Origin of the sequence: Pseudomonas fluorescens, assembly GCF_902497855.1 — a bacterium.
GTDB lineage: Bacteria > Pseudomonadota > Gammaproteobacteria > Pseudomonadales > Pseudomonadaceae > Aquipseudomonas > Aquipseudomonas fluorescens_BI.
In genome coordinates, this window is the sequence record NZ_CABVHU010000008.1 from 63,274 (window position 1) to 75,103 (window position 11,830).

Consider the following 11,830-nt stretch of genomic DNA (forward strand, 5'->3'; position numbering starts at 1 on the left):
TGTGTGCACCCGCAAAATCGACGCGCAAAAATCCCCCGCGCAGCGTTCTGCGTGTTTTTTAAAACCGGTGTTTTTTAGTGGTCGGTCAGTCGGTCAGGTGCAAAACCAGCGACTCATAGGGCCGCAAAGAGACCTGCCGGTTTCGCGGTGGACAGTCCGGGTAGTTGCTGATGACCAGACGCTGGGCCATCGCCTCGCTGATCACTTCATCCGGCAGCAGGACTTCGCAGGGCGTGCCGTAGAAGTTGTTCAGCACCAGCAAACGCTCGCCCTGGCCTTCTCGCACATACGCCCAGAGTTGTGGGTGTTCAGGCAGCAATTGCCGGTAGACGCCGTCGGATATCAGCGCTTCGGTACGACGCAGGGCGATCAGCCGACGGTAGTGATGCAGCACGGAATCCGGGTCATCGAGTTGGGTGGCGACGTTGATCTGTGCCGAGTTGGCCGGCACGCCGATCCAGGGCTCGGCCGCACTGAAGCCTGCGTTCGGCTCGGCGTTCCAGTGCATCGGCGTACGACCGTTGTCCCGGGACTTCTGCATGATCGCCGCCATGTTGTCGGCGTCACTGGCACCCGCCTCGCGCTTGAGCCGGAAGATATTCAGTGTTTCGACATCGCGGTACTGATCGATGTGATCGAACCCCGGATTGGTCATACCCAACTCCTCGCCCTGGTACACGAATGGCGTGCCCTGGAGTAAATGCAGCGCGGTGCCGAGCATCTTCGCCGACACCACCCGATATTCGCCGTCATGGCCAAAACGCGAGACCACCCGTGGCTGGTCGTGGTTACACCAGAACAGCGCATTCCAGCCACCGCCGGCCTGCATGCCGGTCTGCCAGTCGGAAAGAATGCGCTTGAGTTCGAGAAAGTCGAAGTCGGCGCGAATCCATTTCTGCAGGTTCGGGTAATCGACCTTCAAGTGATGAAAGTTGAAGGTCATCGACAGTTCTTTCGACGCCGGCCGCGAGTAACGAATGCAGTGTTCCAGGCTGGTAGACGACATCTCGCCGACGTTGATCAGGTCATGGCCCTCGAACACTTCGCGGTGCATTTGCTGCAGGTATTCATGGACGTTCGGGCCGTCGGTATAGAAGCGTCGGCCGTCGCTGTCGTCGTCGGGGAAGTCCGCCGGTTTCGAGATCAGGTTGATCACGTCCAGGCGGAAACCACCGACGCCCTTGTCCCGCCAGAAGCGCATCATCTTGAAGACTTCGGCGCGCACCTGGGGGTTGTCCCAGTTCAGGTCGGCCTGGGTGTGGTCGAACAGGTGCAGGAAGTACTGACCGGTCTGCGCCTCGTACTCCCAGGCCGAACCGCCGAACTTGGATTCCCACCTGTTCGGCTGGTCGCGCCAGATATAGAAGTCGCGGTACGGGTTGTCGAGGCTGCTGCGGGCCTGCTGGAACCAGCTGTGCTCGATGGAGGTGTGGTTGACCACGATATCAAGCATCAGCTTGATCCCGCGCTTGCCGGCCTCGGCGATCAGCAACTCGCAATCGGCCATGGTCCCGTAGCTCGGATCGATGGCGTAGTAATCACTGATGTCGTAACCGTTGTCGCGCTGGGGCGAACGCAGGAACGGGGTGATCCACAGGCAATCGACGCCAAGCCAGTGCAGGTAGTCGAGCTTGGCCACGACACCGAGCAAATCACCCGTGGGGTTGCCGGCGTGGCTGTGAAAGCTTTTCGGGTAGATCTGGTAGATCACCGAGCGTTGCCAGTCTTGCATGGCTGAGTTCCTTCAATTATTGATGCGGTGACCGGTATGGCCCCTTCGCTGGCAAGCCAGCTCCTACAGGTGATCGCGTTCCCCTGTGGGAGCGAGCCTGCTCGCGAATACGATCTGTCAGGCGACCCGATAGCCCGGCCGAACGATTTTCATGCTCAAACCACAGGTCAAAACAAACGGCACGACCATGGCAATCACCATCCCGATCACGAACATCGGAATGAACTGCGGAATGATCGAGATGAAACCCGGTAACCCGCCAACGCCGATGGCCGAAGCCTGGACCTTGTTCAGCGACAGGAAGATGCAGCCCAGGGCCGAGCCGATCAGGGCGGCATAAAACGGGAACTTGTAGCGCAGGTTGACCCCGAACATGGCCGGCTCGGTGATGCCGAAGTAGGCGGAAATCGCCGAGGTCGAGGCCATGCTCTTGTCCCGCACATTACGGGTCATGTAGAACACAGCCAGTGCCGCGCTGCCCTGGGCGAGGTTGGACATGACGATCATCGGCCAGATGAACGTACCGCCCTGGGTCGAGATCAGCTGCAAGTCGACCGCAAGAAACATGTGATGCATGCCGGTGATCACCAGCGGCGCGTAGAGCAGACCGAAGATCGCGCCGCCGACCATCGGCGCCAGGTCGAACAGCATGACCACGCCTTCGGTGATGAGGATGCCCAGGTGTCGCGTCACCGGGCCGATAACAGCCAGCGCCAGCACGCCTGTGACGACGATGGTGGTGATCGGCACTACGAGCAATTGCACCGCGTTCGGCACCCGCGCCCGCAGCCATTTCTCGATGACGCTCATGACGTAGGCAGCCAGCAGGATCGGCAGTATTTGCCCCTGATAGCCGACCTTCTCGATCTGGAACAATCCGAGGATGTCGAAATACGGCAGGCTCTGCCCTTCCAGCCCGGCCACCGCCTTGCCGTAGTTCCAGGCGTTGAGCAGATCCGGATGCACCAGCATCAGGCCGAGCACGATGCCGAGGATTTCGCTGCCGCCAAACCGCTTGGCCGCCGACCAGCCCACCAGCGCCGGCAGGAACACGAACGAGGTGTTGGCCATCAGATTGATCAGGCTCCAGAGCCCGTCAAGTTTCGGGTAGGCGTCCAGCAGGGTCTGACCCTCGATGAACATGCCCCTGGCGCCGATCAGGTTGTTGATGCCCATCAGCAGGCCGGCAATGATCAGTGCCGGCAGGATCGGCATGAACACATCGGAAAACACCCGCACCAGCCGTTGCATGGCGTTGATCTTATCGGCGCTTTTCTGTTTAACGTCGGCGATGGTTGACGCTGCGAGACCGGTTTGACGGCGCAATTCGGCGTAGACCTTTTCCACCTCGCCGGGACCGATGACCACCTGGAACAGACCACCGGTGAAGAACGAACCCTTGACCAGGTCAATCTGGTTCAGCGTGGCGCTGTCGACCAGGCTCGGGTCCTTGAGGGCCAGGCGCAGCCGAGTGACACAGTGCGCGGCCTGCTCGAGGTTGTCGCTGCCACCGAGGCTGTGCAGCAACTCGGTGACGATGTTCGGATAGTCGTGGCTCATGCTTGATCTTCCGCTGTAGTTTTTTGTTATTGGCAGCACGCCGACATGAAAAATACTCGTCTGTACGAGTTAAAGCAACAACTCGTACAGACGAGTTTCAAATTGTTTAAAATCTCCCAAACCTACAGACCATGAAATTTCCTACATCCGAAAGGGACGAAATCCAAACCCGCATGGACAATTCCCTACCCGACCCTTAAGGTTCAAACCCTTGAGCATTGCGGCACAGAGCCATCCCCATGAGTAAATACAACCAGATCTACAGCGATCTGCTTGCCAGTATCACCACCGAACGTCTGGAACGCGGCGCCCGATTGCCGTCCGAAAGCGAACTGATGGACAGCTACCAGGCCAGTCGCGGCACCGTGCGCAAGGCCATCGAACAACTTCAGGAACGCGGTTTCGCCCAGAAGGTCCATGGCAAAGGCACCTTCGTGCTGTCGACCAACCCGATCGAATTTCAGCTCGGCGGCATCGTCAGCTTCCAGGAGACCTACCCGCGGTTGGGCAACGACGTCAGTACTGAAGTAGTCGAATTCACCCAGCTCCCTCTAGAAGGTGCGTTGCTCGAACACATCCAGGCTGAACAAGGCAGCCTGATCGTCCGGATCAAACGCGTGCGGCGGATCGACGGCAAACGGGTGATCCTCGACATCAACCATTTCGTCAGCGACGTGATCCCCGGCCTGTCCCGCGACATCGCCGAGCACTCGATCTACGCCTTTATCGAGCAGACCCTGCAACTGCAAATCGCCTATGCCCAGCGCACCATCGAAGCGGTGCCGCGGAGCAAGGACGACCAGCAACACCTGGACCTGGATGGCCAGAGCCATGTGATAGTGGTCAGCAACCAGACTTTTTTGCAGGATGGCAGGCAGTTCGAGTACACCGAATCGCGGCACACCCTGGACAAGTTCTACTTTTCGGATGTGGCACGGCGCTGAGAGGGTGACCTCAAACCAGGGCCTGCCACTCGGCGCCCAGGGCGACAACCCGGCGCGACTCCTTGACGAGATTGACGCTTTGCGCGATACGGGCGACCTCGATGACCGGTTGTTCGAGGTTGTAGCCGCCCTTGGCCTCCAGCCAGCTCAGCACCTCAGCCAGGTGCCAGACCGAGGCCTTGCCCTCGTGCACGGCCAACGGGAAGCTGCTGCCGTGAGTGAGCATCAGTTTGCGCATGTTCTGTCGCGAAACGCCGACGATGTCGGCAATGTCCGTCAGACCGACGAAGTCCGGCGCTACCTCCACCAGACGCGCGTCAGGAATGATGCGCTTGATGTCCATCAGCGCGCTCAACAGCGCCGCCTCGGCAGTCACCGCCTCGCGGGTAAACTCCAACGCCAGTCGGCCGGGCAGCCCGACACCGACCAACGCGTCATCGCATCCTTCGGTGTATAAGCGTTCGACCAATACGTCAGGATCGCTATCGCCCTGGGCGAGTTGATATTTGAGGGTGAAAATGTAGTCCATTGAATTACTCCTTGAGCCGAGGTGCCGACTTCCCGTCCATCACCTGCTGCGTCGTACAGTTATCGACCACTCGCCGTAGTGCCCTCGCATGGTTGAAAGGGTTCCTCGGCGTGCTGCACACACTGGTGATACAGAATTCGCCACAGCGACAGAGGTCATGTCTGAAAGGGCAGTAGATCTTTCCCCAGGCGTGACTGCCGCCGACTTCTATCCGCCAGCCTCGCTCTTCGGCGTGACGCAGGGCCATTTCGATTTCTTTTTTCGGGTGAGATGCACGAGCCATCCATAGCCTCCAGTCTCCGTAGTATATCGACGGTTGTCAATTGACAACCTAGAAGAAAAATCTACCCGTACCCTTCGAGCTGCAAAGACAGTCCGGACAGGCCTGGAAGATTGTTCCGAAGAGAGTACAGACGAGGCTGAGAATGGAGGATGGCGCATGTCTTTCAGGGCGTTGCCAAGGTATTTTCTGCTTACACATAACCGGTCTACCGCCTGATTTTTGCCTGACCGAAAAAACAAAACCCCGGCCTGAGCCGGGGTTTGGTGTATCGGTTAACGCCCTGTTTGCCAGGGCGTCAGCGCGGGATCACTCCCACTCGATCGTCGCTGGCGGCTTGCTCGACACGTCGTACGTGACGCGGGAGATGCCTTCGATTTCATTGATGATCCGGCCGCTGACGGTTTCCAGCAGTTCGTAAGGCAGGTGCGCCCAACGCGCAGTCATGAAGTCGATGGTTTCCACGGCACGCAGAGCCACGACCCAGGCGTAACGACGGCCATCGCCGACCACGCCAACCGATTTCACCGGCTGGAACACCACGAAGGCCTGGCTGACCTTGTGGTACCAGTCGGCCTTGCGCAGTTCTTCGATGAAGATGTGGTCGGCGCGACGCAGCAGGTCGGCGTATTCCTTCTTCACTTCGCCGAGGATCCGCACACCCAGGCCCGGGCCCGGGAACGGGTGACGGTAGACCATGTCGTACGGCAGGCCGAGTTCCAGACCCAGACGGCGGACTTCGTCCTTGAACAGCTCGCGCAGGGGTTCAACCAGCTTGAGGTTCATTTCTTCCGGCAGGCCACCCACGTTGTGGTGCGACTTGATCACGTGGGCCTTGCCGCTTTTGGCGCCAGCCGACTCGATCACGTCCGGGTAGATGGTGCCTTGGGCGAGGTACTTGATGTTGTCCAGTTTGTTGGACTGGGCATCGAAGACGTCGATGAAGGTACGACCGATGATCTTGCGCTTCTTCTCCGGGTCGGACTCGCCGGCCAGGTTGTTCAGGAACTGATCTTCAGCGTTGGCGCGGATCACCTTGACACCCATGTTCTCGGCGAACATGGCCATCACTTGCTCGCCTTCGTGCAGACGCAGCAGGCCGTTGTCGACGAAGACGCAGGTCAATTGGTCGCCAATGGCTTTGTGCAGCAGCGCGGCAACCACCGAGGAGTCCACACCGCCGGACAGGCCGAGCAGTACGTTGTCGGTGCCGACCTGGGCGCGAATGTTGGCGATGGCGTCTTCAGCGATCTTCGACGGCGTCCACAGGGCTTCACAGCCGCAGATGTCGAGGATGAAGCGCGAGAGGATGCGGCCGCCCTGCTTGGTGTGGGTCACTTCCGGGTGGAATTGCACGCCGTAGTAGCCGCGGGCATCGTTGAACATGCCGGCAATCGGGCAGCTCGGGGTGCTGGCCAGGATGTGGAAGTCTTCCGGCATCTTGGTGACCTTGTCACCGTGGCTCATCCACACGTCGAGGCCGAACATGCCGTCGGCGTCGATGTGGTCTTCGATACCGTCGAGCAGGCGGCTCTTGCCGACCACGTCGACACGGGCATAACCGAACTCACGCAGCTCGGAACCTTCGACCTTGCCACCCAGCTGTTCAGCCATGGTCTGCATGCCGTAGCAGATACCGAAGACCGGTACGCCCAGGTCAAACACCGCTTGCGGGCAGCGCGGACTGTCGGCGACGTGCACGGACTCGGGGCCGCCGGCGAGAATGACGCCTTTGGGAGCGAATTCGCGAATCGCTTCGTCATCCATGTCGAACGGATGCAGTTCGCAGTACACGCCGATTTCACGCACGCGGCGGGCAATCAGCTGGGTGTACTGGGAACCGAAGTCGAGGATCAGGATGCGGTGGGCGTGAATGTCGAGGGCCATGATTCAGTCTCGTCTTAATAATTCAGAAACAGTCGTGATTCAGAAACAACTCGGGGCTGAATAGAACAGCCCCGGTTGCTTAACGATTTGCTTGAAGCCTCAACCTACGCGGTAGTTTGGCGCTTCTTTGGTGATCTGTACGTCGTGGACGTGGGACTCGGCCATACCGGCACCGGTGATCCGCACGAACTCAGGCTTGGTGCGCATTTCTTCGATGTCGGCGCTGCCGGTGTAGCCCATCGAGGAACGCAGGCCGCCCATCAGTTGATGGATGATCGCACTCAAGCTGCCCTTGTACGGAACACGCCCTTCGATGCCTTCCGGAACCAGCTTCTCGGCACCCGCGGAGGAGTCCTGGAAGTATCGGTCGGACGAGCCCTGGGCCTGGGACATGGCGCCCAGCGAACCCATGCCGCGATAAGCCTTGTACGAACGACCCTGGAACAGTTCGATCTCGCCTGGCGCTTCTTCGGTACCGGCGAACATCGAGCCCATCATCACGCAGGAAGCACCGGCCACGATGGCCTTGGACAGGTCACCGGAGAAACGGATGCCGCCGTCGGCGATCAACGGCACGCCAGTGCCTTCAAGGGCGGCGGCGACGTTGGCGATGGCACTGATTTGCGGGACGCCGACACCGGCGACGATACGGGTGGTGCAGATCGAGCCTGGGCCGATACCGACCTTGACGGCGTCGGCGCCGGCTTCGGCCAGGGCCTTGGCGGCAGCGCCGGTGGCGATGTTGCCGCCGATGACCTGCACTTCAGGGAAGTTCTGCTTGACCCAGCGCACGCGGTCGATCACGCCTTTGGAGTGGCCGTGAGCAGTGTCGACTACGACTACGTCAACACCGGCGTTGACCAGGGCAGCGACGCGCTCACCGGTGTCTTTTCCGGTACCGACTGCAGCGCCAACGCGCAGACGGCCTTGATCGTCCTTGCTGGCCAGCGGGTAAGCCTTGGCTTTTTCGATGTCGTTGACGGTCATCATGCCTTTGAGGGCGAATTTGTCGTCGACGATCAGCACGCGTTCGATGCGGTGCTTGTGCAGCAACTCGCGAACGTCGTTCTTGTCGGCGCCTTCCTTGACCGTGACCAGGCGCTCTTTAGGCGTCATCACGTCACGGACGGTGGCTTCCAGACGGTTTTCGAACCGCACGTCACGGGAAGTGACGATGCCGACCAGGTCGCCATTGTGCAGCACCGGAACGCCGGAGATGTTGTGCTGGCGGGTCAGTTCGAACAGTTCACGCACCGTGGCGTCAGCCTCGATGGTGATCGGATCCTTGACCACGCCGGCTTCGTAACGCTTGACCTTGCGCACTTCGGCAGCTTGCTGCTCGATGGTCATGTTCTTGTGGATGATGCCGATGCCACCTTCCTGAGCCATGGCAATTGCCAGACGGGCTTCAGTAACGGTGTCCATGGCGGCAGAAACCAGAGGAATATTCAGCTCGATGCCACGGGTAAGGCGGGTCTTGAGACTGACTTCGTTAGGAAGCACCTCGGAATAACCGGGCACTAGGAGAATGTCGTCGAATGTCAGAGCTTCTTGGCTGATACGCAGCATCGCGGGGGCTCCCGAGCGGGAAAATGGAAGCGCGCCATTATAGTCAGACACCCCCTCGGGTTCAATGTAAAACTCTGTCTATTATCGATGCGGTGATCGACGGGGATTTTGTTACACAAATCCCGTAGGAGCGAGGCTTGCCCGCGAAGGCGTCATCACTGGCGCTAAAAGCTTCGCGGGCAAGCCTCGCTCCTACGGGTTTCGGTTTCGGTTTTGGTTTCGGTTTTGGTTTCGGTTTCGGTGACGGTTACGGTTACGGTTACGGTTACGGCGACGGTTTCGGTTTCCGTTACAACTCGACCTTAACCCAGCTCACCGGCTGATCCAGCCAATCGGCAAACTCGTCGATAAAGCTCTGCTTGAACCCGGCCTCGGCCCAATTGTTGAAAATGAATCCCAGATTGGAAAAGCCGCACTCCTGCAGGAACAGGAAACCGTTGATGTCGTCTTCATGCCCGCACTCGGGGCAGGTGAAATTATCGGTGCGCCCTGGCATCCAGTCTTCCAGGCTTTCGAACAACGCTTCGCCGATTTCCTTGCGGCACTCGGCGCAGCCGGCTTCTTCGAGGAAGCCCTTGGCCGGTGTATAGATGCAGCGCTTGGTGATGATCTCCAGGCCATTGACCGGCTCGCCGAACGGCAGGGCTTGCGGATGCAGCACCACTGCACGGGCGCCGTCGCCGATGGCGTGGGCCATGCGGTTGCCGGTGCGGCCGCAGGTGGTCAGTTCTTCCTTGATGATGTTCTTGCGCACCAGCCAACGCACGACCGCCCGGGCCCGGGGTTCGTGCACCGGCAGCGTGGAGATTTTCGGGACGATGATGCTTTGAGAGTTCATGGTGCAAGCCTACAGATACTGAATGGTCAACCTTGTGGGAGCGAGCCTGCTCGCGAAGGCGGTGTGTCAGTCGACATTAATATTGAATGTTAAACCGTCTTCGCGAGCAGGCTCGCTCCCACAGGATCTGCGGCCGGCAGCTTAATCCCTGACGAAATCCGGTCAAGTGCTCAAATACCGCCCGATCAAGGCAATCCCGCTGGCCAGCACCAACCAGGTCACCAGCCGCACGAACGCCTCGCGAGACAACCTCATGGTCAACCGCCGACCGATCCACAGCCCCACTGCCATGGCCGGCAATAAACACAGCGCCAATACCAACAAGGGTAGCTCGGCATACACACCCGCGACGGCAAACAGGCTCAAACGCACCACAGTGCTGCAACTGATCAGCGCGCTCTGCGTTGCCCTCGCCGCCTCCTTGGGCAGCCGGCTGTTCAAATAGATCGCATATAAAAAGCCGCCACTGCCAAACAGCGCCCCGAACATCCCGCCCACCGTACCCATCGGCACGGCCCAGGCGGCGGACAATTGCGTCGGACGGGTTTTGACCCACAGGCTGTAAATCGCATAGGCGCTGATAAACAGCCCCATCAACAGCAGCAACACATCGGAATGCAGGTTCAGCAGGAAAATCACCCCCAGGCTGCAGCCCACCGCCATGCAAGGCAACAAGCGCAGCAACTCGGGCCTGGCCACATCCCGCCTCGAGGGCAGCAGATTGCCAAACGCCGCGACGAAATCCAGCAGCACCAGCAGCGGCACGATCTTCGACAGGGGCATGAACAGGATCAGTATTGGCCCCGCCACCAGCGCGGTGCCGAAACCGGCAATGCCGAACACGATATAGGCCAGGGCGATGCCCAGGCCAATCACCAGCCAGTCGGTGGCGCCGAAGGGCCATTGATTCAACAGTTCAAACACGTCCATTCCAGATCTTCCTTGAAGTCAGCGCCTGACTGTACCCCTTGTAGGCGCAAGCTTGCTCGCGAAGGTGTATCAGCCAGATCAGTGTCAACTGACACACCTTCGCGAGCAAGCTCGCTCCTACGAAGGGATTTGCGTTGACTCATGGAGATTGTTCGCCGAATGCCTTTAAACTGCGCCCCATGATTAAAGATCCCTTTGCAAGACTCGGCCTGGACCGGGAAGTCCTGACTGTCAGCCAGCTCAACGGCCGCGCGCGGGTGTTGCTCGAAGACGTGTTCAGCAATATCTGGGTCGAAGGCGAAATCTCCAACCTCGCGCGCCCGGCGTCCGGTCATGTGTATTTCACCCTCAAGGACAGCGGCGCCCAAGTGCGTTGCGCGCTGTTCCGGCAGAACGCGGCGCGGGTGCGCCAGGCGTTGAAGGATGGCCTGGCGGTCAAGGTGCGCGGCAAGGTCTCGCTGTTCGAGGGCCGTGGCGATTATCAGCTGATCCTCGACACCGTGGAGCCGGCCGGCGACGGCGCACTGCGCCTGGCCTTCGATGCATTGAAAGAAAAGCTCAGCGCCGAGGGCCTGTTCAGTGCCGAACGCAAGGTGCCGCTGCCGGCGCACCCGCAACGCATCGGCATCATCAGTTCGCCCACCGGCGCGGTGATCCGCGACATCATCAGTGTGTTCCGCCGTCGCGCGCCGCAGGTGCAGCTGACGCTGATCCCCACCGCCGTTCAAGGTCGCGAAGCCACCGCGCAGATTGTCCGCGCGCTGAAACTGGCGGACGCCCGTGGCTTTGACGCGTTGATCCTGGCCCGTGGCGGCGGTTCGCTGGAAGACCTCTGGTGTTTCAACGAAGAAGCCGTGGCCCGCGCCGTGGACGCTTGTGTGACGCCGATTGTCAGCGCCATCGGCCATGAAACCGACGTGTCGATCAGCGACTTCGTGGCCGACGTGCGTGCCCCGACGCCTTCCGCTGCCGCCGAACTGCTCGCGCCGGACTCCAGCGACCTGGTGCGTCGGGTCGAGAGCCTGCATCGACGGTTGGTGATGCGTATCCGCGACCGCTTGATGCGTGATCGGCTGCGCCTGGAAGGCATGTCCCGCCGCCTGCGTCATCCCGGCGAACGTTTGCGTCAGCAGGCGCAGCGCCTGGATGACCTGGACATGCGCCTGCGCCGCGCCTTCGAGCGCAGCCTCAATACCCGTCGCGAACGCCTGATCCGCCTGGAAACCCGCCTGGCCGGGCAACATCCCGGTCGGCAGCTGGCGATGCTCCGTCAGCGCCTCGACAGCTTTGCCGAACGCCTGCCCCGGGCCATGCGCGAAGGCCTCAAGAACCGCCGCTTGCAACTGCAAAGCCAGATGCAGACGCTGCATGTGGTCAGCCCCCTGGCGACGCTCAGCCGTGGCTACAGCATTCTGATGGACGAGCGCGGCAACGCGATCCGCAACGCTGCGCAAACCCACACCGGCCAACGCCTCAAAGCCAGACTCGGCGAAGGCGAGCTGCAAGTGCGGGTCGAAGACAATCACCTGACGCCTGTCACCCTCTCTTTACTGGATTGATC

General features: G+C 60.3%; 11 protein-coding genes. 3 read left to right on the top strand and 8 right to left on the bottom strand.

Annotated features, from left to right (window positions below; all coding sequences use genetic code 11):
* Nucleotides 1-85 precede the first annotated feature (85 nt).
* Entirely contained in the window at nt 86-1,732 is a 1,647-nt protein-coding gene (gene treC, locus F8N96_RS17060; RefSeq protein WP_150798781.1) for an alpha,alpha-phosphotrehalase, read from the bottom strand.
* Between the two features lie 117 nt (nt 1,733-1,849).
* Nucleotides 1,850-3,292 (bottom strand): PTS system trehalose-specific EIIBC component, encoded by a 1,443-nt coding sequence (gene treP / locus F8N96_RS17065; protein WP_150798782.1) that lies wholly within the window; start codon nt 3,290-3,292, stop codon nt 1,850-1,852.
* Between the two features lie 239 nt (nt 3,293-3,531).
* Here treP and treR point away from each other — a divergent pair, with 239 nt between their 5' ends.
* Complete coding sequence (treR, locus tag F8N96_RS17070; protein ID WP_150798783.1) at nt 3,532-4,236, top strand: trehalose operon repressor; 705 nt, start codon at nt 3,532-3,534, stop codon at nt 4,234-4,236.
* A 10-nt stretch (nt 4,237-4,246) separates the two neighbouring features.
* On the opposite strand, the gene F8N96_RS17075 is transcribed toward treR, so the two are convergent.
* The 4 genes from F8N96_RS17075 to guaB all read right to left on the bottom strand — a co-directional run bounded on the left by F8N96_RS17075 (nt 4,247) and on the right by guaB (nt 8,501).
* Nucleotides 4,247-4,765, bottom strand: a complete 519-nt coding sequence (locus F8N96_RS17075) for a helix-turn-helix transcriptional regulator (RefSeq protein ID WP_150798784.1) — start codon at nt 4,763-4,765, stop codon at nt 4,247-4,249.
* Between the two features lie 4 nt (nt 4,766-4,769).
* A complete protein-coding gene (locus tag F8N96_RS35430) occupies nt 4,770-5,048 on the bottom strand; it encodes a hypothetical protein (RefSeq protein ID WP_150798785.1) in 279 nt (92 codons plus the stop codon).
* A gap of 306 nt (nt 5,049-5,354) precedes the next feature.
* Nucleotides 5,355-6,932: a glutamine-hydrolyzing GMP synthase gene (gene guaA / locus F8N96_RS17085; RefSeq protein ID WP_150798786.1), complete on the bottom strand. Its 1,578-nt coding sequence runs from the start codon at nt 6,930-6,932 to the stop codon at nt 5,355-5,357.
* A gap of 99 nt (nt 6,933-7,031) precedes the next feature.
* Complete coding sequence (gene guaB, locus F8N96_RS17090) at nt 7,032-8,501, bottom strand: IMP dehydrogenase (RefSeq protein ID WP_150798787.1); 1,470 nt, start codon at nt 8,499-8,501, stop codon at nt 7,032-7,034.
* Nucleotides 8,502-8,638: 137 nt separating this feature from the next.
* On the opposite strand from guaB, the gene F8N96_RS17095 reads away from it, so the two are divergent.
* A complete protein-coding gene (locus F8N96_RS17095; RefSeq protein ID WP_150798788.1) occupies nt 8,639-8,824 on the top strand; it encodes a hypothetical protein in 186 nt (61 codons plus the stop codon).
* Here the strand turns inward: F8N96_RS17095 and F8N96_RS17100 are convergent.
* Entirely contained in the window at nt 8,791-9,339 is a 549-nt protein-coding gene (locus F8N96_RS17100; RefSeq protein ID WP_150798789.1) for a sugar ABC transporter ATPase, read from the bottom strand. The two genes, F8N96_RS17095 and F8N96_RS17100, sit on opposite strands and share 34 nt — an antisense overlap.
* Before the next feature lie 162 nt (nt 9,340-9,501).
* Nucleotides 9,502-10,269: a sulfite exporter TauE/SafE family protein gene (locus F8N96_RS17105; RefSeq protein WP_150798790.1), complete on the bottom strand. Its 768-nt coding sequence runs from the start codon at nt 10,267-10,269 to the stop codon at nt 9,502-9,504.
* Between the two features lie 179 nt (nt 10,270-10,448).
* Here F8N96_RS17105 and xseA point away from each other — a divergent pair, with 179 nt between their 5' ends.
* Complete coding sequence (gene xseA, locus F8N96_RS17110) at nt 10,449-11,828, top strand: exodeoxyribonuclease VII large subunit (protein WP_150798791.1); 1,380 nt, start codon at nt 10,449-10,451, stop codon at nt 11,826-11,828.
* The last annotated feature ends 2 nt before the right edge of the window (nt 11,829-11,830 follow it).

Coding starts and splice junctions, on each gene's coding strand:
- treC (WP_150798781.1), bottom strand. CDS start 1,732: ATGCAAGACTGGCAACGCTCGGTGATCTACCAGATCTACCCGAAAAGC.
- treP (WP_150798782.1), bottom strand. CDS start 3,292: ATGAGCCACGACTATCCGAACATCGTCACCGAGTTGCTGCACAGCCTC.
- treR (WP_150798783.1), top strand. CDS start 3,532: ATGAGTAAATACAACCAGATCTACAGCGATCTGCTTGCCAGTATCACC.
- F8N96_RS17075 (WP_150798784.1), bottom strand. CDS start 4,765: ATGGACTACATTTTCACCCTCAAATATCAACTCGCCCAGGGCGATAGC.
- F8N96_RS35430 (WP_150798785.1), bottom strand. CDS start 5,048: ATGGCTCGTGCATCTCACCCGAAAAAAGAAATCGAAATGGCCCTGCGT.
- guaA (WP_150798786.1), bottom strand. CDS start 6,932: ATGGCCCTCGACATTCACGCCCACCGCATCCTGATCCTCGACTTCGGT.
- guaB (WP_150798787.1), bottom strand. CDS start 8,501: ATGCTGCGTATCAGCCAAGAAGCTCTGACATTCGACGACATTCTCCTA.
- F8N96_RS17100 (WP_150798789.1), bottom strand. CDS start 9,339: ATGAACTCTCAAAGCATCATCGTCCCGAAAATCTCCACGCTGCCGGTG.
- F8N96_RS17105 (WP_150798790.1), bottom strand. CDS start 10,269: ATGGACGTGTTTGAACTGTTGAATCAATGGCCCTTCGGCGCCACCGAC.
- xseA (WP_150798791.1), top strand. CDS start 10,449: ATGATTAAAGATCCCTTTGCAAGACTCGGCCTGGACCGGGAAGTCCTG.